At 54.9% G+C, this 26,541-nt stretch carries 22 protein-coding genes and 1 tRNA gene; 21 read left to right on the forward strand and 2 right to left on the reverse strand.

The annotated features are described in order from the left end of the window. The first annotated feature begins 108 nt into the window (after positions 1–108). Both E0E37_RS06170 and E0E37_RS06175 read left to right on the forward strand, forming a co-directional pair. A complete protein-coding gene (locus E0E37_RS06170) occupies positions 109–879 on the forward strand; it encodes an SDR family NAD(P)-dependent oxidoreductase (RefSeq protein WP_130862111.1) in 771 nt (256 codons plus the stop codon). Between the two features lie 195 nt (positions 880–1,074). Beyond that, positions 1,075–1,161: transfer RNA gene (locus tag E0E37_RS06175), tRNA-Leu, on the forward strand. A gap of 104 nt (positions 1,162–1,265) precedes the next feature. Here the strand turns inward: E0E37_RS06175 and E0E37_RS06180 are convergent. Next, positions 1,266–2,906, reverse strand: coding sequence for a transposase (locus E0E37_RS06180; protein ID WP_130862112.1), 1,641 nt, complete (start codon positions 2,904–2,906; stop codon positions 1,266–1,268). Positions 2,907–3,379: 473 nt separating this feature from the next. Between E0E37_RS06180 and E0E37_RS06185 the strand changes: the two genes are divergently transcribed. From E0E37_RS06185 to E0E37_RS06195, 3 genes are all read left to right on the forward strand, one after another. Beyond that, positions 3,380–3,781, forward strand: coding sequence for a VOC family protein (locus tag E0E37_RS06185; RefSeq protein ID WP_165445236.1), 402 nt, complete (start codon positions 3,380–3,382; stop codon positions 3,779–3,781). A 311-nt stretch (positions 3,782–4,092) separates the two neighbouring features. Next, positions 4,093–4,623, forward strand: coding sequence for a CarD family transcriptional regulator (locus E0E37_RS06190; RefSeq protein ID WP_130862114.1), 531 nt, complete (start codon positions 4,093–4,095; stop codon positions 4,621–4,623). Then, positions 4,620–4,955, forward strand: coding sequence for a hypothetical protein (locus E0E37_RS06195; RefSeq protein ID WP_130862115.1), 336 nt, complete (start codon positions 4,620–4,622; stop codon positions 4,953–4,955). The genes E0E37_RS06190 and E0E37_RS06195 overlap by 4 nt, the downstream gene beginning before the upstream one ends. A gap of 90 nt (positions 4,956–5,045) precedes the next feature. Here the strand turns inward: E0E37_RS06195 and E0E37_RS06200 are convergent, their stop codons facing one another. Continuing rightward, complete coding sequence (locus E0E37_RS06200; protein ID WP_130862116.1) at positions 5,046–6,755, reverse strand: S-layer homology domain-containing protein; 1,710 nt, start codon at positions 6,753–6,755, stop codon at positions 5,046–5,048. A 557-nt stretch (positions 6,756–7,312) separates the two neighbouring features. Here E0E37_RS06200 and nudC point away from each other — a divergent pair. From nudC to E0E37_RS06280, 16 genes are all read left to right on the forward strand, one after another. Next, complete coding sequence (nudC, locus tag E0E37_RS06205) at positions 7,313–8,191, forward strand: NAD(+) diphosphatase (protein WP_154940284.1); 879 nt, start codon at positions 7,313–7,315, stop codon at positions 8,189–8,191. A 172-nt stretch (positions 8,192–8,363) separates the two neighbouring features. After that, positions 8,364–8,930 (forward strand): N-acetylmuramoyl-L-alanine amidase family protein, encoded by a 567-nt coding sequence (locus tag E0E37_RS06210; protein WP_130862118.1) that lies wholly within the window; start codon positions 8,364–8,366, stop codon positions 8,928–8,930. A gap of 97 nt (positions 8,931–9,027) precedes the next feature. Continuing rightward, a complete protein-coding gene (locus E0E37_RS06215) occupies positions 9,028–9,813 on the forward strand; it encodes a SpaA isopeptide-forming pilin-related protein (protein WP_165445237.1) in 786 nt (261 codons plus the stop codon). 261 nt (positions 9,814–10,074) lie between these two features. After that, positions 10,075–11,595, forward strand: coding sequence for a histidine kinase (locus E0E37_RS06220; RefSeq protein ID WP_130862120.1), 1,521 nt, complete (start codon positions 10,075–10,077; stop codon positions 11,593–11,595). After that, positions 11,592–12,314, forward strand: coding sequence for a response regulator transcription factor (locus E0E37_RS06225; protein WP_130862121.1), 723 nt, complete (start codon positions 11,592–11,594; stop codon positions 12,312–12,314). The genes E0E37_RS06220 and E0E37_RS06225 overlap by 4 nt, the downstream gene beginning before the upstream one ends. Before the next feature lie 290 nt (positions 12,315–12,604). Then, the gene (locus E0E37_RS06230) at positions 12,605–13,246 is read left to right on the forward strand and encodes an SGNH/GDSL hydrolase family protein (protein WP_130862122.1); all 642 of its coding nucleotides are present in this window, start codon (positions 12,605–12,607) and stop codon (positions 13,244–13,246) included. A 21-nt stretch (positions 13,247–13,267) separates the two neighbouring features. After that, entirely contained in the window at positions 13,268–14,626 is a 1,359-nt protein-coding gene (locus tag E0E37_RS06235) for an alanine/glycine:cation symporter family protein (RefSeq protein WP_130862123.1), read from the forward strand. Positions 14,627–14,741: 115 nt separating this feature from the next. Then, positions 14,742–15,998, forward strand: a complete 1,257-nt coding sequence (locus E0E37_RS06240) for a serine hydroxymethyltransferase (RefSeq protein WP_130862124.1) — start codon at positions 14,742–14,744, stop codon at positions 15,996–15,998. Positions 15,999–16,210: 212 nt separating this feature from the next. Next, complete coding sequence (locus E0E37_RS06245) at positions 16,211–17,887, forward strand: formate--tetrahydrofolate ligase (protein WP_130862125.1); 1,677 nt, start codon at positions 16,211–16,213, stop codon at positions 17,885–17,887. Further along, positions 17,887–18,537: a cyclodeaminase/cyclohydrolase family protein gene (locus E0E37_RS06250; protein WP_246019644.1), complete on the forward strand. Its 651-nt coding sequence runs from the start codon at positions 17,887–17,889 to the stop codon at positions 18,535–18,537. The genes E0E37_RS06245 and E0E37_RS06250 overlap by 1 nt, the downstream gene beginning before the upstream one ends. After that, the gene (locus tag E0E37_RS06255) at positions 18,534–19,385 is read left to right on the forward strand and encodes a bifunctional 5,10-methylenetetrahydrofolate dehydrogenase/5,10-methenyltetrahydrofolate cyclohydrolase (protein WP_130862126.1); all 852 of its coding nucleotides are present in this window, start codon (positions 18,534–18,536) and stop codon (positions 19,383–19,385) included. Before E0E37_RS06250 ends, E0E37_RS06255 begins: the two co-directional genes overlap by 4 nt. Next, a complete protein-coding gene (locus E0E37_RS06260; protein ID WP_130862127.1) occupies positions 19,375–20,712 on the forward strand; it encodes a bifunctional folylpolyglutamate synthase/dihydrofolate synthase in 1,338 nt (445 codons plus the stop codon). Before E0E37_RS06255 ends, E0E37_RS06260 begins: the two co-directional genes overlap by 11 nt. Continuing rightward, on the forward strand, positions 20,709–22,145 hold the full coding sequence (locus E0E37_RS06265) for a 5-formyltetrahydrofolate cyclo-ligase (protein ID WP_130862128.1): 1,437 nt from the start codon (positions 20,709–20,711) through the stop codon (positions 22,143–22,145). Before E0E37_RS06260 ends, E0E37_RS06265 begins: the two co-directional genes overlap by 4 nt. 447 nt (positions 22,146–22,592) lie before the next feature. Then, positions 22,593–24,140 carry a tetratricopeptide repeat protein gene (locus E0E37_RS06270; protein WP_130862129.1) on the forward strand — a complete coding sequence of 516 codons (1,548 nt, stop codon included), beginning with the start codon at positions 22,593–22,595 and terminating at the stop codon, positions 24,138–24,140. A 107-nt stretch (positions 24,141–24,247) separates the two neighbouring features. Continuing rightward, entirely contained in the window at positions 24,248–25,276 is a 1,029-nt protein-coding gene (locus E0E37_RS06275; RefSeq protein WP_130862130.1) for a DUF4261 domain-containing protein, read from the forward strand. Positions 25,277–25,338: 62 nt separating this feature from the next. After that, positions 25,339–26,523 (forward strand): DUF6348 family protein, encoded by a 1,185-nt coding sequence (locus E0E37_RS06280; RefSeq protein WP_130862131.1) that lies wholly within the window; start codon positions 25,339–25,341, stop codon positions 26,521–26,523. Positions 26,524–26,541: the final 18 nt, after the last annotated feature.

Raw genomic sequence — 26,541 nt, forward strand, 5'->3', positions numbered from 1 at the left:
GATGGAGAACGGAGCGCTTTACATAGGATGGAAGTAGTCTTACAAGCGGGATCATGGTTATGATTTAAATGTTGCTGTTAAAACGATGAATGAAAGGAGTGATACATTATGGAACGCCAAATGTTGAAAGGAAAGGTAGCGGTTATCACCGGGGCCAGTTATGGCATGGGCCGCACGATGGCGGAATTGTTTGCTGAGGAGGGTGCCGCCGTCGTTCTGACGGCCCGGGGCAGAGAGAGATTGGACGAGACAGTAGCCGGAATCCGCGAAAAGGGAGGAAAGGCCATCGGCGTCACAGCGGACGTGTGCTCCACCTCAGACATTCAGCGCGTCTTTTCTGCGACAATAGAAGAGTTTGGAGATCTGGACATCCTCATTAATAACGCCGGTATCGGCGAACAGAAGCTGATCGATGAAACAGACGATGAATGGATGCTGCATGTCATGAACACGAACCTGGGAGGTCCTATGCGCTGTATCCGCGAGGCTCTGAAGATCTTCCTGCCGAAGAATGAGGGTGTCATCATCAACGTATCCTCAGTAAATGGGACTCGTCCCTTCTGCGGCGCTGCGTATACATCGACGAAGGGCGCGCTGAATACGCTGACGAAGAATGTGGCGATGCGTCTCATCGATACGAACATCCGCTGCAATGCCATTGCTCCGGGGGCGACGCTGACGCCGGCACATCTGGCAAATAAGGACGGGAAACAGCCGGGAGGGGACAAGATGCTGAAGTACAGCGGACACTACGTCTACTTTCCGGGACCAGAGTGCGAAACCATAGACCAGGCGTACGCCTGTCTGTATCTGGCAAGCAGGATGGGCCGCGCAGTCCGCGGACAGGTGCTTCAGGTCTGCAATGGAGCGTTTCTGTAAAAACACTGGAAGGGATCTGTAGAGCGAGTGACAGAGCTGTTTTCCGCCATGACGGCACGGAATCAAAATTTATAAAAATAACTGTTGATTATTCTTTTGAAATTGGTATAATAGTTATGCGGCACACGTAAGGCAGATAAAATCGTTTTATTGAACAGGGGTGTCGTGCAGGACAGAGCGGGAGAAGAATAATACGCAGGCATGGCGGAATTGGCAGACGCGCACGGTTCAGGTCCGTGTGAGGGTTACTTCATGGAGGTTCGAGTCCTCTTGCCTGCACCATAGACTGTCCGAAAAGACAGGAAAAAACACTGTAAATCCAAGATTTACAGTGTTTTTTTACGTTGGAATGAGGAAAAAGGGCAAAAAAACAGAAAAATGAGGGGTTAAATCCCCCTCATTGCCTCCACAAGGGCCGGAACCCCCTTCATATTGATGGCTCTCTTCATATTGTACGCAAGAAAACTAAGCCCCGCTTCCGCCGAGGTTTTTTGGATCCCCTTGCAAAGAAAGTAGTAGGCCCCGTGGGACCACTTTACCGTGCCGAAGGGATGCTCCGACACGCACAGTCGGAGCTTCTGTTTGGGTATGTCGTCCGCCACCCGCAGCAATACGGTCAGACCTGGCCGGTTTTTGCGGTAAAACGAATTGTGGGGGATAAAGCCCGGCGGCTGAGTGATCACGGGTTTCCCTTCTCCGTACATGCGTGCGGCTACATATTCGGTTCCTGGACCAAAGCGCACCACCTTGTGCTTGCGCGATGGGGTGCAGCGATTCGTACATTGTCGGCAGGCCGGTCTGCAGGCGTATTCGATCCCGCCGTGCTTTTCACAGGTCTTTCGCAGCGTCTGGCCCATGGGGCAGGTCACCGTCGTTTTGTCCAGTCCGCGATGGAAGCAGCCGATGGCCCGCTCTGCTCGGACCTCCACGCTCAGGTGAGATCCCTCGTAGCATTGGGGCAGGACGCCGGCGTGCAGGCAGGCCCGGATGTCTTCGGGCCTGGTGGAACGACGCCGCTCTTCCGTGATCGCCTGGGGCTCATAGGGCAGAACCAACAGCCGCTCAGACTGGTCGTAGCGGAATCCCACATAGGGCAATACGCCCTGCTGGATGCAGGCGAGTATTTCTTCCTGACTGTCATACCCCTTGTCCGCCACCACCGAAAGGACCTCTGTCTTCAGATCCTGCTTGACCTTCTGGGAGAAGGCGGAAAGCACCTGCTGGTCGTTGGCATGGTTGGTCACCTCGAAGGCCGCGACCAGATGTGTCTTCGCGTCCACTGCCGTCTGCACATTGTAACAGCAGTGAAAGCCGTTTTTGCTGTTCATCATGCGGGCCTGGGGATCCGTGGTCAGCAGCTGGGTCTCTCCGCTCTCCAAAAGCTGCGCCTGGTACGCCTCATACCGTTCTTTTCGCGCGGTCAATTTCTCGATGGTCTCGGTCAGCACAGCTGTCTTCTCCGGCTCCGTGTCCTCCTTCTCATCCGCTTCCTGCAGCTGCTTGAGATAATGCGCCAGCTCGTTGTCAACACGCGCCAGCTTAGTGGTCAGGATCGTCTCGTTATACATGTTCTTGTGCCCGTTCACCGCCCGGAATTTGGACCCGTCCACAGCCAGAAGCTCTTTGGAGTACAGCCCCAAACTCAGGCATTCCCCGACGAAGTGGCGAAAGACCCCTACGATGGCTTCGCTGTTGTCCTTGCGGAAGTCTGCGATGGTGCGAAAATCCGGGGCCAGAGAATCCAGCAGATAGAACAGCTCGATGTTTCTTCTGCATTCGATCATGAGCCTGCGGCTGGAACGGATCTGGTTGAGGTAGCCATACAGGTACAATTTGAGAAGCACGGCAGGATCATAGGCCGGCCGCCCGGTGTCTGCGGGGACCGCATGGGTGAAGCCCAGTTTGTTCAGGTCCAGCCCGTCAACAAACGCGTCGATGAGGCGGACCGGATTGTCGGGATCGATGTGATCCTCCCAGGAGACAAACAGCCTGATCTGGTCGCGGGATGTTCCGTTTATGTAAGCCATATGGCACCTCCTTTTTTTCTTTTATTATACCATAAAACCATTGAAATTTAAACGTTTATTGGCATTTTCGCCCCTGGCCTTTTACTCTGTAGTATGTGGTTGGTTTTCAGACAGCCTGACCATAGACTGTCCGAAAAGACAGGAAAATGAAAAAAACGAGGGGTTAAATCCCCCTCATTGCCTTCACAAGGGCCGGAACCCCCTTCATATTGCCTGCGCTGTTCCTATTGCAGGCAACGGCTTCTCCCCGGCTCTATGCTGTCCTTTTTCGCTGCGGCATCAGCCGCGGAAAAATCGGAAGACAGAACAGGCCGATGTTTCGCATGCATTCGATCATCAGCCTGCATCATAAGGGGGAGCCCGCCCGCGTATAAGAATTGAGAAAAAGGTACATGATAACATTATAATAGTAAGCAAAACCGTGACAGAATGTCTGCACAGAGAAAAATGGGATGGGAAAAGGAGTTTCTGATATGATCGAACCGTTTATCAATTTTATGGGACGAGCCAATGAGGCGGCGGCATTTTATGAGACTGTGTTTGAATGCCGCGAGAAAGAGATGTTAAGGTATTCGGATATGCCTGCAGATCCAGACTTTCCTGTTTCCGATGAGATGAAAAATCGGATAGCCTTTGGAAAAATGACGATCTGCGGAAGCCGGATCAATTTCAGCGATGCTCAGCCAGATGCGGAACAGGGCGGTATGATCTCGCTGATCCTGCGCTTTGAATCGCCGGAAAAGCTGCTGGATGTTTACGGAAAGCTGCTGGAGGGTGGGGAAGCTCTCATGGAAGCAGAACCGCAGTTCTTTGCTAAAATGTACGGTTGGGTAAAAGACCGTTTTGGGGTGAACTGGCAGTTGATCTGCGAATAAGCCTTAAATTTATCTCTGTATTTTTCAATTTTTCCTTACATTTGGACTGCTGAATGTGCTAAAATAAGGATATGAACAGCGTGTTGTTATTGGCAAACGTAAGTCCAGTTGTCAGAGCATACACGCTTTCTTGTTACGTTAAGATTGCGGGATGGCGGCCTGCACGGTCCGCTGTGTTTTTTTGAAGCCGCGTGTGCGGCGGATCCGTTTTTCGTGTTTTCCCGGAAGGGCGTCGTTGCCGCGCCGCATCAGGAGGCAGGCGGCCGGGCCGTTTCGTGTATGCTGCGAGAGGGTGAGCGGAGGTAACCGGAATGTACCAGATCGGAGATTTAATTTTTTACGGGAATACAGGCGTCTGCAAGATCACAGATATTTCGCCGCAGAAGATTCCTGGGTCCGCAAAGGGGCAGCTCTATTACACTGTGCTGCCGCTGCGTCAGAAATGTGTTATTTATTCGCCTGTGGAAGGCGGCCGGGTGTTCATGCGGCCTATTATTTCAAGAGAGGAAGCAGAGCAGCTCATCGACAAAATTCCGTCCATACAGGCGAAGGCATGCTACAGTCCAGCGCTGCGTCAGCTGAAGGAGCATTACGAAGCGGCTTTGAACTCACACGATTGTGCAGAGCTGGTGGAACTCACGATGTCGATCTATACCAAGAAGCAGGAGTTAGAGGCGCAAAAGAGGAAATTTGGGTCTGTGGATGAGCAATTCATGAGGCGTGCGGAGGAGCTGTTATTCGGTGAACTGGCAGCCGCCCTGGGTATTTCGGAGTCGGAAGTCCCGGGTTATATTGAAGATAGAGTCAGCCGCGGCAGCGGAGAGGGAGGAACGGTACAATGATAAATCTTATGCACGAACACGTACATCACAGTCAGTTCGGGGACGGCACAGTGACGAATCAGACGGAAAATGTGGTAGAAGTGGAATTCGGCGGAGAATATGGGGTCAGAAAGTTCATCTATCCCTCCGCGTTTGAGAAGTTTTTGACGCTGGACGATCCGAAGTCTCACGGCGAAATGGATAATGAGCTGCAGAGGGCAGAGGCAGCCAAGCAGGCGGAAAAACAGCGCAGGATCGACGATATGCACCAGCGTGCAGAAGAAGAGCGCCAGGCGGCGCTGGAAAAGAAGAGGACTGCGGCCAAAAAGAGAAGCACGGCGAAAAAGGCATAGGAACGAGGGTGAAAAAGAGCGGACAGCGCGACAGGGCGCGGTCCGCTCTTTTTTATCTGAAGATGAAGAGCTTCGGGTAAATGCTGTTGATTACCGATAGCTTTCAGTGGCGTCGTATGTCTGATAAGCCGGGATATTACCCAGCCGCCAGATCGAGATTCCGTTCACGCCGAAAAGGCGAGCCAGGGCGGCCTTTTCAAACACGCTGCGGCTGTCTTCGTACCAGACGAAGGAGCGCTGGGAATTCGCCGCAGAGGTCAGGTAGGGATTCCGATAGGTCTGTGAAAAACCGGTCTGTGTCAGAGGGTCGGCGAGAAGAGCGGCCAGCGTTTGGGAGCCGTAGGAAGCATAGGCGGGCGATTGGAGCTTGCCGTCCTCTGAGATCTTCCATCCTTTGCCGTCGAAGCTGATGGCCAGCGCCAGCTTGCTTTTGTCGGCCACTCCCGCGTTATCGTCCGTGGCGGCTTTCAGGGCCCAGTATATCTGGCTGATGGGCGTGAGCGCTGCGTTTTTGTAATACTCCGTGCCCTCATACCCGGAAAGAGAGGCGGGAGCGTAGTCGTGAGCCATGAGGATGACCTTGTCCGCCAACGTTCCGATGGCGCGGTAGTCGTAACCGTCAAAGTACACGCCGTCAGCCATGACCGGCTGAACGGCCACGTACAGCGTCTTGTCCAGGTCTTTTAACTTTGAGGAGAGTGAGGTGAGAAAGTCGTTCAGCGCCTGTCTGCTGTCCTGGCCTTTAAGCCCCTCGAAGTCGATCGTTACGCCGCTGTAGGGATTTTTTCCTGCGGCCTCATAGACTTTCGTCAATTCATCTGTGATCGCAGTTACAGCTGCAGCTCTGCTTTCAGCGTTTCTCAAAAGATCTCCGGCTCCGGCGGAGACATCCATATAGACGCCAAGATGTGTTTTGACGCCGTTGGCATCCATATACGAAGTGGCGTCTTCGTAAGAGTCGGGTACTTTAAACTGGTTGCTGCCGTCGGCGCCGGTATTCAGCCATACGCCCCTGTCGTCGAGAGTCATGGTGCTCCACATAAAGGTCACGGCGTCCATGTCTTTTGCCAGCTCGCGCTGAGAATAGGAAGAGATGGCGTAAAATCCGTGGAGAAACTCCGTTTTGCCATAGTAATCAGAGTATACATTGGTGATCATGGAGGCCACTTCCTCCCGCTTTGCCGTTCCAGTGGGGTTGAAGGTGGCGGCGCTGGTTCCGCTCATCATACCGATATTTTTGGCCACCGCAATGTAGCCCCTGGATGAACTGTCTGAAGGTACGTCGGTAAAGGGAAGGACCGTATTTTTCTCCAGCGCGGCGGCGGAGTCAAGCCCAAGGGCCCGGACAAACATAACGGCGGCCTGTTCCCGGGTGATGTTGGCTGTGGGTGCGAAAGAACCGGCCTTGTCCATCACATTGTGGGCCAGCGCGGTCTCCACATAGGGATAATACCACTCACCGGGCGCAACATCTGAAAAAGAGGGATTCTCTGGTTCGGAGACCGTCCATTTGAGCATGCTGCAGAGGATCGTCACGAATTCAGCTCTCGTCATGGGTCTGCCGTAACCAAAATGGGTGTCATCCGTCCCGCTCATCAGCCCCAGCGTTTTGGCCTGGGTGACGGCGTTCAGCGCCCAGCTGTCGGAGGGCACGTCGGTAAACATGGCGGCGGAAACGGGCTCTGCCCCGAAGGCCGCGCCGGCTCCACCCCCTGAAGGAGCGCCTCCTGCCGCCGGCCCAGCGAAGGCCAGAGCGGCGGCCACCGCTGTACAAACTATTTTTCGCGATATTCTTCTCATATCTGTCTCCCTTCTGATCTGCGCACATTACGGAATCATCCGCGCGCGTCTGCCGCAGGCCATCATGGTATAATCCGCGCATGGCGTCTGCCGCGCACAGAATCCGTATAATGTCCGCTATGCGGACATTATACCATGACTGGCCGCAGGCCATCATGGTATAATCCGCGCATGGCGTCCGCCGCGCACAGGATCCGTATAATGTCCGCTATGCGGACATTATACCACCGATCCCATTCCCTGAAAACAGTACGCAGACACTGTTTTAATAGAAAATTATGCAATCAAAAACGTGAGGAAAACGGAAAACCTACCAGCCCGGGGACAGATCGGAAGACGGCCGGTGGGGAGATGGGCAGCCCGGCTGGGAGACGAGTTGGGAGGTGGGTTGGGATATGGGTTGGGATATGGAACGGCAGGAGAACAGTGGTTTGACTTTCCGCGCGGCAGGGATTAAACTGATGTAGATGGCCGCGTCAGGAAACTTCGGACGTGGACGGCAGGAAAGAGCGTACAGGTTACAGGGCGGTCTGCCCGGAAAGGGAAGGAAGCAGGATATGATTCAGGATATTGCGCCGCACAGATTTGACAATGCATATGCGAACCGGCGCCCGGCAGCGGCGGGGGACAGGATTCTGTGCTTCAGCAAAGATGAGATTTTTATCAGGGAGTGCGGCGGCGCTGCCTCGGGTTATGAGTTTATAAAATATGAAGAGTTGTTCGGAGGAGCGGATGCAGATGCGGGCAGGCAGGATTGTCTCACGTATCTGTTTTCTATTGATGAGACCGGATATTTCCTGATGGACAGAGAAAATATGGAAAAAATGGCGGCCGGGGGTGAGGTCGGCGGCTTTCAGCCGATCCAGATCTTCCGGACGATGCCGGAGGGAGATACGATCCCGTTGGCGATGATGACCGGTTTTCATATTTATACCTGGATGCGGAAGAATCGCTTCTGTGGCTGCTGCGGTCACGAGACGCAGCGGCACGGGGAGGAACGGGCGCTGTTCTGCCCCAACTGCCGCAATCTGATCTTTCCGCAGATCGCGCCTGCCGTGGCTGTGGCAGTTACAGACGGCGACAGGATCCTGCTGGCCCGCAGCGCTCAGGGCGGTTTTCGCAGATTTGCTCTGATCGCCGGATATGTGGAAGTGGGCGAGACCATTGAGGAGACCATTCGCCGGGAGGTGATGGAGGAAGTGGGCCTGAAAGTGAAAAATCCGGAGTTTTTCGCCAGCCAGCCCTGGGGACTGACCGGGATCGAGATGCTGGGATACTTCGTGGAACTGGACGGCAGCGATCAGGTCACGCTGCAGGAATCGGAACTGGCGGAGGCGCGCTGGTTTGCAGCGGAGGAAGTTGACCGGGATATGGCGCTGCACAGCCTTTCGTATACTATGATCGACGAATTCTGCCGCCGGAAGCTGGGGAAATAGCCCTTTCGGATTTCTTCTCCCTGGGGACGCTCCAATTCAAGCATAAGTGCATATACTGGTATATCAGCCGTTCGAGAGGGAACGGCCGGACAATGCGGTCCGGTCGTTTTCGGCCAAAACATGTGAAAGCTCGGCGGCGCAGAAGCCTGAATGAAGAAGGAGATATACCGGTATGGCTATAAGAATATTTATCGACCAGGGGCATAACCCCCAGAATCCCAACGCCGGAGCGGAAGGAAACGGCGTTAGAGAGCAGGATATTACTTACGATGTAGGCGTGCGTCTTGCGGCGCTCCTCAACGCGAATCCGAATTTTGAAGCCAGATTGTCCAGAAACAGTCCTGACGAGCAGCTGGGGACCAGTACAACGACCAGTCTGCAGGCCAGAGTCTACGGTGCAAATTCCTGGCGCGCCGATTATTTTATCAGTCTGCACGCGAATGCCAGCACCATCTCGACAGCCAGCGGAAGCGAGGCTTATGTGTACAGCCTGAGCAGTATAGCCACAGATATGGCGCATCTCATTCTGGACGGACTGAATTATATGACCGGACTTCAGAATCGGGGTGTTTTTGCAAGACCGACGCTGTATGTGCTGCGCGCCACATCCATGCCTGCCGTGTTGGTAGAAATGGGTTACATCACCAATCCGGGGGATGCCTATCTGATGACTTATGATCCGGAGAGCTTTGCCAGAGGGATCTACAACGGGATCCTGACGTACTACGGCCTGCTCTGATTTTCTGGCCGGACGAAGATCGAAAGGCCGCAGGCAATCTGCAGGGCCGCTGCATATCCTGATAACGGACCACTCTGTTATGAAAGGATATGTGATGATGAACATTTATAATACAGGACGTCTCAGCGGCCGCAGGTATTGCCGGAGACCTGTCTGCTGCATCCGCTACTGCTGGCAGCCGCAGCCGGTTTCGCCGCCTGTGCCCACGGGTTCCTTTACCGCCGTCAAACAGGATCGTTCCACCGGAGCCGTCATGGCCGGAGCGGAGTATACGTTGTATCAGTCTGGTCAGGCTGTGAAAACGGCGGTCTCGGGGACGGATGGCAGGCTGACCTTCTCGGGACTCAGCCCTGGAACGTATGAGCTGATCGAGATGAATACGCCGGATGGCTTCCGGCCGGAGCAGACCAGCTACCGGGTAACGGCAGATGAAAACGGGAATGTGACCATTGACGGACAGCCTGCCGACGGCCACATTCTTTTCAATGTGCCGGAGGCGCCGGTAAGCAGTCCTCCTGTGCTGTATGACGTGCGGGAGAGCGATATGGTTGTGGCGGGCACGGGCGTGCCGGGAAGCACGATCACGGTGCGGTTCCCCAGCGGCGTCACTTCCATGAGCACAGTGAATTCTGACGGAACCTGGATCGCCATGGTGCCCTCTGACGTGACGCTGCAGGCAGGCGAGTGGATCTCTGCCACCCAGACGGAGATAGGGCGCACAGAGAGCCAGGAGGTGACGGTGATCGTCCAGGCCAATACGCTGCAGACGGGAGACGGTGATACTGCTGCCGGCGCGCAGGCGGACGGCGGCGGGGCAGATGGCGTTAAAACTGACGGCAGCAGAAAAGGGACTATCCCGGTGGTGCTGTCGGAACTGCTCTGATAGACCGGTGCGGACCGGAATGAAAAATTGACGAAAAAAGCGCAGTCTTACGGATTGCGCTTTTTTTGTCCGCTGGATCTCGTCAGCCGTTTGCGTTTCGGCGCAGTTTCATCCGGTATGACTGGCAGATGGAAAATGAAATGAATTGTCTCCGCCGAAATATGGGCCTATAATAAAAACAATAGCGTAAAATCGTCGGAATGCAGATGTACGGATGGAGGATGTGCCGGAGACGTACATAGATGTACACAGGAGTTTTACATGATACAGAAAACAAAGTGGGGATACATCGATTGGTGGTATCTGCCTGAAAATGAGGAAGGAAAGCGTTCTATGAACGTGGGGGTCACGTATATAATGCCGGGACTGAGCCAATCGCCGCATATCCATTACGGACACGAACAGCTGCTCTATGTGCTGGAAGGGGAGGGGCTGTACAACATCGACGGGGAGGAAGTGCCGTTCCGCCCCGGGATGCATTTTTACATGGAGGCCGATACGCTTCACGATACCATCAACACGGGGAAGGGAGTGGTACGGGAGCTTCTGATCTCCAATCCGGTGCCCTACCGGCCATCTCTTTCGGCCAGACATTCTTCCGGCGACGTTGAGCCAGAAGGCGCTGTCCGCCCAAACCTCTACGCGGCGGTGGAGTCCATACGCGCCCAGCTGCTGGAAGCAGTGCGCTTTCCGTTCACCATCTTTGACGCTGACTGGGAGATCGTCATGCAGAATCAGTTCTTTTCAAAATTCTGCCTGAAGCAGTGCCGGCCTGACAAAAATCCGGAGATGTGCACCTGTATGAGAAAGAGGATCTTTGACATGTCCAGGACGTCCAGCTGCATTGAGTTTACCTGTCCGTACGGGATGACGATCTATCATCAGGATATTATTTTTAAGGGGGAGATCATCGGAATCGTGCGCGGCGGACACTTTTTCTCCTCCGACGCGGGAAGCGAGTTCCGCGGCGAACTTTACGACACGCCAAGAAGTACAGGTATCGGGATACAGCGGCTGATCCAGCAGATGGCGGACAGCGTTCTCAGCTACTGCGAATTTTATGTTTCTAGAGAGATGCTGCAGGAGAAAGAACAGATCCTGAAAAATACGGAACAGCGCAGGATCCGGCTGGAGCAGGATCTGACCGTGGTGAAAGAGACCGTGACCAATTTAAAGATCAATCATCATTTTCTGTTCAATACGCTGAATTCCATGGCGGAGATGGCACTGAGCGGAGAGAGGGACACGCTGTACGACGCCATCATCGATATGGCCAAGATGTTCCGCTATACCATGGCAACGGACCTGCGTTTTGTGGAACTGCGCTCGGAACTGGAATATCTGAACACCTATCTGAACCTGCAGAAGCTGCGCTATGGAAATGCGCTGCAGATCAACTTTGAGGTGCCGGGAGAGTGCCAGAACATCCCTGTACCGTTCAATTTTCTGCAGCCTATTGTAGAGAACGCTTTTACCCACGGTTTTCAGTCCTCAGGAAAAAAGAGGATCTGGATCGAAGTAAAACGCGACGGTGATTATGCGGTTATCTGCTCCTGCAATAACGGCACGGTCCCGGACGAGGTCACGCTGAACAGGGTGCAGAGGAGTCTGGACAGCAATTCTGGACACGGCCTGTCCCTGATCTACGCCAAGCTGAAATCGGCTTACGGCGGAGACTTTCGGATGAAGATCGCCGCTGACTCCGACCGGGGCACCTGCGTGACAGTATACATTCCGATCTATGAGCCGGAGGATGGAGAGTCAAAGGAGGGAACATTATGATACGGGCGATTATTGTTGACGACGAACCGGCGGTGGCGGGCATCATCTCTCATTTTATCCAGCGGGAGCATCTGCCTGTCGAGATCGTCGGAAAGGCGGAGGACGGGGCACAGGCGCTGAAGCTGATACGGGAAAAGAAACCGCAGCTTGTCTTTTTGGACATACAGATGCCTGTGCTGAACGGGTTTGATGTGATGAAGGCTGCCCCCGAGTCCGGATATATTATCATTACCGCCTACGAATCCTTTGAATACGCACAGCAGGCGCTGCGCCTGGGGGCCAGCGACATTCTGCTGAAGCCGCTGGAATATAAGCAGTTTCTTCAAGCGATCACACGTACGGTGGGTTGGAATTTTACAGGGAATGGCACGGTAAACAGCATTCTGGAATACATCCACGATCACTATGCAGAAAAAATCGAATTGAATCAGCTGTCGCAGCTGTTTTACGCTACGCCGAGTCACATATCCCGACTGTTCAAAAAGTATATGGATGTAAATATCGTGACCTATATTCATAAGGTGCGCATTGAAAAAGCGCAGGAGCTGCTTCTGGAAAGAAAATGCAGCATAAAAGAGACTGCTGAGATGGTGGGGTATGAGAGTCTGAACAATTTTTATAAGTATTTCAAGCAGTATACTGACAAGACGCCGGCGGCGTTCTGCCAGGAGCAGGGGGTGGAAGTGGAGAACTTTGGGCATCAGGCTGCAGAACAATAATCATCGATTTTTCGCCGCGCGCGGGACATGAGACCGCGCGCGGCGTTTTTTTTTGTGTACCGGAAAAGCGGAAATTGTCTGCCGGTCTGGAAAGGAAGAGCGCAATTTTGATAAAGGAATGGGCAAGAACCAGAATGTACAAATTTTTTGAAATATAGAATAATTGAGAATAAGCAGGAGGGAGGCTGAATGCAGCGGATCTGTCGCTGTGAAACGCGGTCTTCCCAAACGGAAAGGAGTGAGAGAATGAAAGAACATGCGGAGGTAAGATCATGTGAGGAGGTGACAGCATGCAGAAGGATATTCTCTGTTTCGGCGATTCCAACACCTGGGGCTATATACCGGGGCTAGCAGAGCGCTATCCCAGAGAGATTCGCTGGACCGGAAGGCTGCAGCGTATGCTGGGCGAAGAGTACTATGTGATCGAAGACGGACAGAACAGCCGGACCATCGTATGGGACGATCCGGTGACCGGGTATAAAAACGGACTGACATACCTGATCCCCTGTCTGGAGGCGCACAAACCGCTGGATGCGGTGGTCATTATGCTGGGAACCAACGACATGCAGGAGCGGTTTCAGCTCAACGGCTTTAACATAGCCAGGAGCATGGAGCGGATGGTGGACGCCGTGCAGTTTTCCCGGGCAGGCCGCGGCGGACAGGCGCCGAAACTGCTGCTCATCGCGCCGCCCCTCATCCGTGACAATCTATACGAGACGCCGCTGGGCGAGAATTTGGGCGCGGGTTGCATTGAACGATCCCGGGAGACAGCGCCGCATCTGAAACTTCTGTGTGAGCAGACTGGAATCTGGTTTTTGGACGCACAGACGGTAGCGGAAGCCAGCCCTGAGGACGCCGTACATATGGATGAGCAGGGGCATAAGGCTCTGGCTGAGGCTGTGCGGGATATGATCCTGAAAATGGAGATCTGATATGTAGAGAAGGAGGATCAAATGGAAGTCTTAAATAATATTCTTTCGGCAATGGTATCGTTTTTATTTGGACCGATCATGCTCACTATTTTTTTTGGAACAGGAATTTTTCTTACAATTCGTACAAGGGGGATCCAATTTCGGAAATTTGGGGCCGCTTTCCGCGCGCTGTATAACGGGCGGAAACAGAATAAAGGTGAAGGCGAGATCAACTCTCTGTGGGCTTTTGCCGCATCCCTTTCCGCCTGCGTGGGCGTAGCCAACATCGCAGGGGTAGCCGCTGCAATCGCAGTGGGAGGTCCAGGAGCCATTTTCTGGATGTGGATCGCCGCGCTGATCGGTATGGCCACAAAATACTGCGAGATCGTGCTGGCGCTTTTTTATCGGGAGAAGGACAAGGAGGGCGTGTGGCGCGGAGGCGCGATGTACGTACTCAGCAGAGGAATGCAGAACAAGTCGCTGGGCAGGTTCCTGGGTGGATTCTTTGCCATCGCGGCTTCCGTGGTAGGACTCATCAGCTGCAATATGCTGCAGACCAATTCAGTGGTATCTTCTCTTAGTACATACAATATTCCCGGCTGGGCGGTGGGCCTGGTGTTCTCGTTTCTGACTGCGCTGGTAGTGATCGGCGGAGTAAAGCGTCTGGGACGCGTCACCTCCGTGATCACGCCGCTGATGGGCTGTGTCTACATGCTGGCTGGTCTCGTAGTGCTGATTTTAAACGCCGATCAGATCATACCTGCTTTCGGAATGATCTTCAGGAGCGCCTTCACCACCCATGCGGCGGAAGGAGGCTTCGCCGGGGCCACACTGCAGGTCATCTTGCGGACAGGTGTATCGCGGGGCATCATGTCCAACGAGGCCGGGCTGGGGTCTTCCGCTATGATCCACGCCACCGCTCAGGTGGAACACCCGTCAGATCAGGGATTGCTGGGTATTATGGAAGTCTTTTTCGACACGATCATCGTGTGTACCATGACGGCGCTGGTGATCCTGACCACCGGTTTGTGGAACAGCGGTCTGACTAGCGCGGCTCTCAGCACCGCGGCTTTTTCCGCAGGTCTGCCAGGAGAATGGGGCGGGATCATCGTGGCCGTTTCCACAGTCATGTTCTGTTTTTCCACTCTGCTCAGCTGGTTCTGGTATGGAGAGACTGGAGCGGTCTTCGTCTTCGGCGAGAAGGCGGCGCCTGTATTCCGTGTTCTGTGGGTCATCTTCGCTTTTCTGGGTTCTGTGGTAAATATCAGTGTGGTGTGGAACGCCGCGGATACGGTAAACGGCCTGATGTTTATACCCAACTTGATCTCCTTATGGCTCTTCCACGGGATCGTTATAAAACTGACTAACGAGCGGTTTGGGAAAGGAGAGCAAAATCAATAAAGGATACTGCAAAATCAAGAATATATCGGGTGAAAAACGTGTGATATGATAAAAGCATAAAAAGTATTTAAATTCTAATTAAAATTAAATAAGTAAGTAAAGGAGAGAATTGTATATGCTGAAACATACGCGTGTTACAGACCCTGAGGTTTACGAACTGGCGGTAGAGGAACTGCATCGTCAGGAGCACAACATTGAGATGATCGCGTCAGAGAGCACAGCGCCCCTGGAGATCATGGAGCTTTCCGGTTCCATCTTTACCAATAAGACGCTGGAAGGTTATCCGGGAAAACGCTTTCAGGCGGGCTCTGGAGTTGCGGACAAATTGGAAAAGCTGGCCGTCGAGAGAGCGAAAGCGCTGTACGGAGCAGAGCACGTCAATATTCAGGTATATTCCGGTTCCACAGCGAATTACAGTGTGTACGCCACGATCCTGGAGCCGGGGGACCGGGTGTTGAGCATGCGGCTGGATCAGGGCGGCCATCTGACTCACGGCAGCGCGGCCAACTGGCTGTCCAAGGTCTATCACTACGAGTTCTACGGTGTGGATCCGGAGACCGGCGGCATAGATTACGAAGCGCTGGACAAAAAGGCGAAGGAGTTTCAGCCGAGGCTGATCATCGCTGGTGCGAGTTCTTATCCGAGATTGATCGACTATGAGAAGATCGCAGAGACCGCAAAGGCGGTCGGCGCTTATTTCATGGTGGACATGGCTCACGTAGCCGGGCTGGTGGCCGCGGGGGCGATCCCCAGTCCCATTCCTCACGCGGATTTCGTAACATCTTCCACAACAAAGACTTTCTGTGGAGCGCGCAGCGGCATGATCTTCTGTAAGGAAGAGCACGCGAAGAAGCTGGATAAAGGCGTATTCCCCGGCTGTATCGGTTCTATGCACCTGACCACTATGGCCGCCAAGTGCTGGTCCTTCCGGTATGCGCAGAGCGAAGAGTTCAAGGCGATCATGAAGCAGGTGCTGGTCAATGCTAAGCTTCTGGCTGAGGAACTAAAAAAACGCGGATTTGATCTGGTGGGAGGGACCACGGAAAACCATCTGATGGTAGTGGATCTGCGCTCTAAAAATATCACTGGAAAGCTGTTTCAAAATGCGTTGGACACCGTGGGAATCACTGTCAACAAGCAGCAGATCCCGGACGATCCGGCCTCCCCGCTGGTCACCAGCGGCGTGCGCATCGGCGTAACGTCGATCACACAGAGGGGGCTCGGCGGTGCGGAGATCGCCAGGATCGCGGAGATCATGGACCGGGTGGCGGCCGCGCCGGAGGACGAGACGAATCTGGCGGCATGCAGAGCGGACGCGGAAGCGCTGATCTCCGCATTCCCTCTCTATCCCGCCGGAAGCTTCGACGACTGATGAACGGGTGCAGACAGGCAGGGTAAATCAGTAAAGAGAAAGACCGCCGGACGTCCGGGATCCTAGCGGCGCGCCCACGGTCTTTTATAACATAGGAGATATGGTCTGTTGATATTTCCGTATGTTCAAAAAAGTTTACCTTGTAGAAAGAGAGCCCGCAGGGCGGATAAGGCTCCGAAGGAGGCTTTTTTACGGATAAGGAGGAACAGTGGATGAGTGAATATAAGAGCGATATCGAGATCGCTCAGAGTACAGAGATACAGCCGATCGCGCAGGTGGCGGAAAAGATCGGACTGACCGCGGACGATCTGGAGTTTTACGGAAAATATAAAGCGAAAGTGGATTATAGCAAGGTGGCGGATCAGCCGGACAGGGCGAAACTGATCCTGGTGACCGCCATCACACCCACACCGGCGGGCGAGGGAAAGACGACGACAGTAGTGGGATTGGGAGACGCCCTGAACCGCATTGGAAAAAAGACCATTCTGGCGCTCAGAGAGCCGTCGCTGGGGCCGGTCTTCGGCGTGAAAGGCGGAGCGGCCGGGGGAGGATACGCGCAGGTGATCCCTATGGAGGATATCAATCTGCATTTTACAGGGGATTTTCACGCGATCGGAGCGGCTAACAATCTGCTGGCCGCCATGATAGACAATCATATTTTTCAGGGAAACGCCCTGGGGATCGACTGCCGCAGGATCACCTGGAAACGCTGCGTGGATATGAATGACAGACAGCTGAGAAACATCGTCTGCGGCATCGGGAGCAGAGTCAACGGGGTGCCGCGGGAGGATGGTTATGACATTACGGTAGCATCTGAGATCATGGCGATCCTCTGCCTTTCGAAGAGTATCAGCGACCTGAAGGAAAAGCTGGGCGACATTATCGTCGGGTACACGAGACAGGAGGAACCTGTTACGGCTCGGATGCTCAACGCCCAGGGAGCCATGGCGGCGCTGCTGAAGGATGCGGTCAAGCCCAATCTGGTGCAGACTCTGGAGCATAATCCAGCGCTGATCCACGGCGGTCCCTTCGCCAATATTGCCCACGGATGCAACAGTGTCATGGCCACTAAATACGCCATGAAGCTGGCAGACTATGTGGTGACGGAAGCTGGTTTCGGCGCTGATCTGGGGGCGGAAAAATTCTTCGATATCAAGTGCCGCAAAGCGGGCCTGAGACCGTCGGCGGTGGTCATCGTGGCCACGGTCAAGGCGCTGAAGATGCACGGCGGCGTGCCAAAGACAGAACTGAGCGGAAAAAATACGCAGGCGCTGGAACGGGGACTGCCCAACCTGCTGAAACACATAGAGAATGTGACGAAGGTCTATGGCCTGCCAGCAGTGGTAGCCATCAATAAGTTCTCTGGGGACGACGGGGAGGAGCTGGATCTCATCGAAGAAAAATGCCGGGATCTAGGCGTCAAAGTGGCCCTCTCCGACGTCTGGGGGCATGGCGGCGCCGGCGGTGAAGAGCTGGCCCGGGAAGTGGTGCGTCTGGCGGAGGAAGGGGAGAATCACTTTGAGTTCCTCTATCCGGACAGCATGCCCATCAGAGAGAAGATCGGGACGATTGTGAGAGAGGTCTACGGCGGCGACGGCGCGGACTTTACGGCCGGCGCCGCGAAAGAGATCGCGAGGCTGGAAAAACTGGGATTTGGAAATCTGCCGGTGTGCATGGCCAAAACGCAGTATTCCCTGTCCGACGATCCGGCAAAGCTGGGGCGGCCGGAGGGGTTCCGCGTGACCATACGCAGCGTCAGGGTCTCCGCGGGCGCGGGATTCATCGTGGCGCTGACCGGCGATATCATGACCATGCCGGGGCTGCCGAAGGTCCCGTCCGCAGAGAAGATCGACATAGATCCCGACGGCAGGATCACGGGGCTGTTCTGATGAGCGGAGAGAGAAAAAGAAAACCGATGCTTGAGAGAAGCTGCAGAGATTTTATCAGGGATCTGTCCGGCAGCGCGCCGACTCCGGGCGGAGGCGGCGCCTCTGCTCTGGGCGGCGCGCTGGGGACCGCGTTAGGTTCCATGGTGGGAAATCTCACCCTTGGAAAGAAAAAATATGCGGCGGTACAGGAGGATATCCGTCGTCTGCTGGAGGAGCTTGCCGTTCTGACGGAGGAGATGGGGCGGCTGACAGAGCGGGACGCGGAAGTGTTTGAGCCGCTTTCTGTGGCATATGGCCTTCCTGGGAAAACGGAGGCGGAGAAAGCGGAAAAGGAGCGTATCCTTGAGGAAGCGCTGAAGCTGGCCTGCTCCGTGCCCCTGGAGATCATGGAAAAAGCGGTGGAAGCACTCAGTCCCATGGAAGAACTGGCGCAAAAAGGAACCAGGATCGCCCTGAGCGATGTGGGCGTGGGAGCCCAGTTTCTGCGGACCGCGGCGTTGGGCGCGCTGGTGAACGTATATACAAATACCCGTCTGATGAAGGACAGAGCGTATGCAGGAGAGATCAACGGACGGGCGCAGACTCTGGAAAAACTGGCGGTAGAAAAAGCTGACCGCATATTTGAGGAAGTGGAGGCGGTGCTGAAATGACAGTGATCAGAGGGACCGACGTAGCCCGCAGTCTGGGAGAACGCGTTCAAAAAGAAGCGGAACGGCTTGCCGGCAACGGCGTGAGGCCCTGCGCAGCTATCCTGAGGGTGGGAGAAAATCCCGGCGACATTGCGTATGAGCGGGGGGCCGTCAAAAAATTAGAGTTGTTGGGGATCGCCGTCAGACTGGCCGGACTGCCGGCAGAAGTGAGTCAGAATACATTTATGAAAGAGCTTGAGAATTTAAACGGCGATCCCTCCGTACACGGGATCCTGCTTCTTCGACCGCTGCCTCCTCAGCTGGACGAGGCGCTTATCGCGGAACGGATCTCCCCCTGCAAAGATGTGGACGCCATCAACCCGGACAATCTGTACAAAGTGCTGGCGGGAGACAAAAGCGGTTTCGCGCCCTGCACGCCGGAGGCGGTGATGGCGATCCTGGATCATATCGGTGAGCCTTTGCAGGGCAAAAAAGTGACGGTGATCGGGCGCAGCCTGGTGGTGGGAAAACCGCTGGCGCTTCTGGCGCTGGACCGAAACGCCACCGTGACGGTATGCCACAGCCGGACGGAGGACCTGGCCGGCGTCTGCAGAGAGGCGGACGTTTTGCTGGCTGCCGTGGGAAGAAGAGGACTTGTGACGGCCGATCATGTGGCGCCGGGAGCGATAGTAGTCGACGTAGGCATCAATGTCGACGATGCGGGAAAGCTATGCGGCGACGTGGACTTCGAGAGCGCAGCGCCCATAGCATCCTATATCACGCCGGTTCCCGGCGGCGTCGGGTCAGTGACTACCACAGTTCTGGCAGATCACGTTGTCAGAGCCGCAAAGCTGCAAAATGGATTATAAAGAGGCGGTGGAATATCTGGAGACGCCGCGTTTTCAGGGATCCAGGCCTGGCCTGGAATCTATGGCGGCGCTTCTGGAGGAATTGGGGGATCCGCAGAGAGGAATGGAGTATGTGCACATTGCCGGGACCAACGGGAAAGGATCCACGGCGTCATTTATCGAGCGGATCTTGAGGGAGGGCGGGTACCGGACGGGCCTGTATACCTCTCCCTACATTCAGCGTTTCACGGAGCGTATCCGTGTAAACGGAGCAGAGATAGCAGAGGAGGCCGTGGTACGGCTGACAGAGCGGCTTGCGGAGGCGACATCCCGCCTCCGCAGGAAAGAGATTGTTCCGACGGTCTTTGAACTGTTTACCGCCATGGCCCTCCTTTACTATAAAGAGCAGCAGTGTGATGTGGTGGTGCTTGAGGCAGGGATCGGCGGCCGGCTGGATGCGACCAATATCATCAGCAGGACCGCGGTCTCTGTAATCACTACCATTGATTATGACCATATGAACGTACTGGGAGACTCTCTGGAGAAAATCGCCTGGGAAAAAGCAGGCATTGTCAAGGATAACGGTCTGGTGGTCATGTACCCCCAGCGGGAGGTGGTGGACCGGGTCATCGCGGATGTCTGCCGTCAGAAAAAAGCCGGATTGGTGACGGTGGACTTCACTGCGCTGAACGTAACAGAAATGGGACTTGCCGGACAGAAGTTCCATTTCAAAGGATATGGCAATCTGGAGATCCGCCTGCTGGGAACACATCAGATCAAAAACGCGGCCGTGGCGGTGACTGCGGCGGAAGAATTGATCAAACGGGGATGGCACATATCCAATCAGAACATTCGGGCCGGACTTCTCGGGACCCGATGGCCGGGCCGGCTGGAGATCGTACACAGAGACCCTGTGGTCGTCATCGATGGGGCGCACAATCCACAGGGTGTACGGGTGCTGACCGAGAGCCTGGCCAGACTGTTTCCGGGCCGGCGGATCACATTTATCGTCGGGATCATGGCAGACAAAGATTATGAGACTATGACGGAGACAGTGCTGCCTCTGGCTGAAAAATTCGTTACAGTAATGCCCCACAGCTCTCGGGCGCTGGCCAGCGGCAAACTGGCGGATATTCTTCGGAAGAAGGGATGCTCCGCGATCAGCTGCACTACCGTGCGGGAGGCGGTCGATCTGGCAATGGAACTTTCCCGGGAGGAAAACGGAGAGGAAGGGGTCGTCTGCGCCTTCGGCTCCCTCTATTATATCGGGGATGTGAGAGATTATTTGATGAAGGATGAGGATGGGGGAATGGATCATGATCCATACATGGGAGGAAGCAGACAGTGATTAATACGCCGGGGGAAGTAGCCGCCAGCTACAGAAGTATAGGGAAGAACAAAGCGGAGCTGTCCGCCGGAAAATTGCTAATCCTCGGTGTGCTGGCGGGAATGTTCATCGCGCTGGCCGCCGCAGCTGCCAATACGGCTTCCTGTATGGCAGGAACGCCTGCCGCGGGAAAACTGATCGCGGGAATGGTGTTTCCAGCAGGGCTGATCATGGTGTTGACGGCGGGCGGAGAACTTTTTACGGGGGACTGCCTCATGGTGATCTCCGTGCTGGAAAAGGAAACGACTCTGGGCAGAATGCTTCGCTGCTGGGCTCTCGTCTATCTGGGAAATCTGGCGGGATCCCTTTTTGTGGCCTGGGCTGTGAGCGCGTCGGGACAGCTGTGGCTGTTTTCCGGAACGCTGGCTGCGGCAACCATCAGGACCGCTGCGGCGAAGACTGCTCTGTCTTTTGGAAGCGCCTTTCTTCTTGGCGTATTCTGCAATTTTCTTGTCTGTATTGCAGTGTGGTGCAGCTTCGCCGGAAAAACTCTGATGGATAAGACGGCGGGTATCTTTTTTCCGATCATGCTCTTTGTGGTGTCAGGCTTTGAGCACTCCGTGGCCAACATGTACTACATTTCCGCGGGATTGTTCGCGATGGGAAATGAAACCTGTGCGGCAGCAGCGGCCCAAGCGGGTGTGGATACCGCCGGTCTCAGCTGGAGCGCCTTCTTTCTTAGAAATCTCCTGCCGGTGACGCTGGGGAATATCGCAGGCGGCAGTCTGCTGGTGGGAAGCGTTTACTGGGCGGTGTATCTGCGAAAGGGGAGGTATAAAAAAGAGAGAGAAGAGGGGATCATCGCGACAGAGACTGATGTGGAAAAAAATATGCTTCGCCGTATTGTGAAGGACAAGAGCGGTATTTTGACCAAGGCTTACTGTAAAGAGGCTGACGCCAGCATCTGCGGGGCGGTGGTGTCGCTGGAGGAATATCGGGAGGCTCATACCGTACTGTGTTTTGTAGGGCGGGCGGAGGAGATCGACACCCGTTCCATTTTAATGAATGCTCTGCGTTCCGGTAAGAGGCTGACCGTTCCCCGCTGTACGGCCAAGGGACAGATGCAGGCGTATGAGATCCGGAGCTTGAGAGACCTGTCGCCTGGGAAATACGGAATACTTGAGCCGCAGCAGCACTGCGAACTGGTGGCGGCGGAAGACATCGATTTCGGCGTTATCCCGTGCGTATCCTGCGATCTGGATGGCAACCGGCTGGGACACGGCGGAGGCTACTACGACCGCTATCTGTCCGGCGGGCATTTTCCCACTGCGGTCATCTGCCGCCATGACACGCTCTGCGACAGAGTCCCCTGTGAGGAACACGATATCAAGGTGGACATGGTCGTCACGGAAAAAACCGTCTGCAGAGTGAAAAACAACGAGAAAAATAGGTGAGAAGCTGATTTCGTCAGATTTCTCACCTTTTTTCTGCCGGTAAATGGATATTTCGCGTCTTTTTCCCTCCCAAATAGGTGAACGCTTTAAATGATTTTCACCTATGCCGGATCAGAAAAATGCGGTCCGCTGTGAGACCGTGTTTTTTGCCGCATTGCGGACAACGGCTTCGGGCGTCGTTTTGCCTCCGGGCTGAAGCGCAGAGATCTGTCCGAAAAGATTGCGGGAAAGAAAAATAAATGGTAATATAAACAAAGGGGGACGGCGGCTTCGGGAAAGGGAAAATGCCAGGGGATCAGAGTTGTCGGACGACATTATGCTTAAGTGGAGACAGAGAGAAACAGAATATAAATGAGAGCGGCCGGCTGTGTCCTTTGGGATACGGCCGGTCGTTTGTGCTTTCGGGCAGGAGCTTGGCGGCTCAAAAGCACGGAAAGGGTATGAGATATGGATAACAGAAAGCGGAGAGAACTGGTGGAAGAACTGACCCGTCTGAATGAGAAGGAAGAGTACGGGCAGGCCGCGGAGATGCTGCTGCAGATGCCGGGGGAGGAACTGGATCAAGAACTGCAGGGCGAGCTGGCACGGGCGCTGAACAACGCGGAGCGGTATGAGGAAGCGCTGGAGGTCCTCGACGCCATCGGGGCAGAGGGAAGAGGGGATGCAAAGTGGTTTTTCCGGAGAGGGTATGCCCTCCACGGTCTGGAACGGTTTGCAGAGGCCCGGGAAGACTTTGAAAAAGCGGCGGAGCTGGACCCGGAGGATCCGGACGCTCCCGAATTCATAAGGCACTGCAGTTTTTCGCTGGCCTATCCGGCGTATGCGGGGACTTTCCGGGAAAGGGTCGAGACCTTCTGGGAGCGGTTTGCACAGGAGGAGGAAGAGCTCCGCAGACTGATCGGAGAAAAAGAGATGGAAGGGGCTATGGAGCTCACTTCGGAACTGCTGAAGACTGCGTTTTCGGAGGCTTATTTTGAGATCGGCTGCAACGGCAGGCAGTATGAACTGATCCTGACAGCGGAGGGCATGAAACAGAGGCTCTTCCGGCTGGAATACTGGAAAAAACACGCGCCAGACGGGCTTTTGGACCGCTGGAAATTTACCGTGGGGCGTCCCCAGTGCCCGGATCCGGAGAAGAGCGTGCTGCGCATGTTTGATACCGGCGTCTGCGGCGCAGACGCTGCAGTCTGGCCTGAAGTGCTGGACGGGGGCGCGGTAGGCCTGAACATCTACTGCGAAGCTTTGATGCCGCTTATGGAGGAAGATGAGAATAAGGCTTATTCGCTGATGGCCGTCCTGATCGACCAGTGCATCGGTGAATTGTCCGCCATCAAGAATGTGGGTTATCTGGAACTGCTGAAAACAGCGGAATTTTCCCCGGAGGGATCAGACGGCGACGTGAGAGGACCCGTGCGGCTCTGTGATCTGCAGGGGTTTATCGACAGCCTGCGGAATAAGAAAGATGGGGAGGACGGCGACGGCGGGATGACTGCGGACGGGGGACCTGTCAGCGACGGGGAGGAAAATCCGGATGCAGCGCAAAGCCCCTGCGGCTGTTATACTGCTTACCAGATGGAGCCGGAGAACGGCGAGTACCGTTTGAGGGGCGACGTGTTTATCGGAAGTACCTGCTGCATACCGGTACTGAATGAATTCTACGGGGGCCGGACCGATATCGTGGATGAGAACGTGAGAGACGGAGCGGTATTCGGGTTTTTGTATTACAACAACGACAAAGTTCCGCGCAGTGAAATGGTGCCTTTCCGGGCGGCTATGGAGGATGAGATCTCGGCAGCGGCGGCGGAGTGCGGTGAGGTCATAGGCGGGGCCACCGGCGTGGACTATTCGTACATCGACTGTATCTGCTATGATCTGGGCAGATTTCTGGAGGTGGCCGGAGAGGTGATGAACCGTCGGGATCTGGATGAGATCGTATTCCATGTATTTCGCGGCGACTGCGGCGGGCTGAATCTGAAGAAGGATCCGGCAGAATAAGCTTCAAGGACAAGCCTGAAGACAGATAGAGTGATATGATTTAAGGCTCCGGAAGCCGGCGGTTTTAGGTGATCGGCTTCTGGCGCACGGGAAAAAGGAGAGGGAATATGGATGAGAAAAGATATGAAGAAGGATGCAGCCAGGAATGTGAGTGCAGCTGCAGCGGTGCGGAAGACTGCGGCTGCGGCTGCGGAGGAACAGAAGACTGCGGCTGCGGTCATGAGGAAGGGGACAAGTCCGGGCATTTTCAGGGTTTCGTGCTGCTGAATTCGCCGGAGATCGACCTGGACCGCATTATGGGGCGTCTGAAAGAGGAATGGGGCGTGGTGCCTGAGGATGATCCGGAGGAAGAGACCGGCGAAGAAGAAGGGGACGGACCGCACGCTGAACAGCAGTGCGGCCATGAGCAGGGCGAAAGCTGCGGCTGCAGCTGCGGTCACAGCCATGTCCATCAACACAGCCGGGAGCAGGACGATCCGGAACAGGACGGACAGGAAAACTGCGGCTGCGGCGAGGATGGAACACTGGTGTTTCGCGTGGGAAACTGTCTGGCGGCCTTGAGTCTGATGCCTGCGCCGATCCCCGAGGGCGAAGCGGAGTACTATGCGAGGGCCAACTATATGTGGCCTGAGGCGGAGGAAGTGACGAAGACACATCAGGCGCACATTCTGGCTGCGGTCCTGCCCCACGGCGAGACTGCGGTGGAAGCCGGGAAGCTGTTTACAAAGATGGTCTGCGCCTGTCTGGCAGAGGATAACGCCATCGGAGTCTACACTTCCGGCACAGTGTATCAGCCGGAGTTTTACACAGAAGTGGCTGAGCTGATGAAGGAGGACGAGGAAGAGCTGCCTATTCTGGACTGGGTCTATCTGGGCCTCTATCGCACGGGGGACAAAAACAACGCATATACCTACGGACTGACAGCCTTTGGAAGAGATGAGATCGAAGTAGTGGGCAGCGGCAGGTCTCTGGAAGAGCTGAGGGATTTCTTGTATCAGATCGTATGTTATGTGATCTGTTATGATGTGACGCTGCTTCCCGGGGAGACCATCGGGTTCAGCGAGGAGGAACGCCTGCCGATCACGAGATCGAAAGGGGCCGCCTTAGAGGGCGATAGTCTGAAAATCGAGTATTAGACCGGGAGGAAGCCGTTAAAGGAGCAGCGTCGGAATGAGACGGAATTACAGAAAGAACGGGGATGAAGATGGAGGATAAGATCAAGGCGTCATGGGACGGCCTGACACCTGACCGTGAGAAGGCGCAGGAGCATTTGACCGGAGAGGTGCTCGCGGCCAGTCTGGCCGAATACGGGGAAGAGACCCTGGTATCTGACGGCGAGGTGCGCATACCCAGATGGCAGTTGACTGTGCGGGCTGAGGTGGCTGAGATCAAGGAGAATACTGCCATGCTGTATTTTCGGCTGTCATCGCCCAAATGGGGACAAGAGTTATTTGAGTGCTCCGTAGGCGTGGGGAGCACGCCGAAAAACGCCATGGGCATGGCTGCCGGAAGTTTCCTGTTTTCCATGATGGACGGGATCTGCTGCATGGAAAAGGATTGGGAACCCCGGCGCGTGAAAACGGAATTTGCGGGACGCCCGCACTGGTGGAAAGTATATAAAAGCAATATCGTCGGCATGGGCGACTCCCCTCAGAAAGATGACTGCCCCGATTACTGGGGCGAGCTTGAAGAGGATATCTTGAAGCGGATCGGCAACCAGAAGCTCTGTTATGTAAAGCTGTATGGGGCGAAAAACGGCGGGGATATCACGGGCGAATGCCGCATCAACGACGTATGTATCGACCAATTGTCCCGGCGGATGGGGGAGATCGTGGAGAGATGGGATACAGAGGAGTTTGGTTCGCACAAACAGTTTCTTTTCCTGCTTCAGGATCAGGAGACCACGTGCTCCTATCCCTTTACAGAGGAAGAGCTGGCTGAACATACCCTGACGGCAGTGCGGATGTTTCACGACTGCGATACGCAGGAAGAGTATGACGCCTTTCCCCACCGGCTGGAGTCGGAGATCGGCGACAGTTGTCTGGCGCAGGAGCTTTTTGCATTTCTGCCGGAGATGTGCGCGGAAAACGCTTTCGATAAGATATCCTATCCGGATGAAATGGCTTTCAGCATCGGAGATCGAACTGTCACGGCATTTAAAACACAGTTGGCGTCCTACTACCCAATTCAGAAAGCTTTATTTGACGGTTTCCGGAGCGGCGCTTTCTCTCCGTGGGAAAACGAAGTGTTCAGCCGGTACATATCTGTCAGCTCGACCTACAACGTGATCTGCAGGGCAAAGGAACAGGGAGCGGATCTGGAGGCCGACGGCGGCAGGATCAGCCTTTCCTACGGAATGAACCAGGATTACGAGCTCAGATGAGATACGGACCAAAATATT

This window comes from Bacilliculturomica massiliensis (assembly GCF_900605495.1).
Taxonomy (GTDB): domain Bacteria; phylum Bacillota; class Clostridia; order Peptostreptococcales; family Anaerovoracaceae; genus Bacilliculturomica; species Bacilliculturomica massiliensis.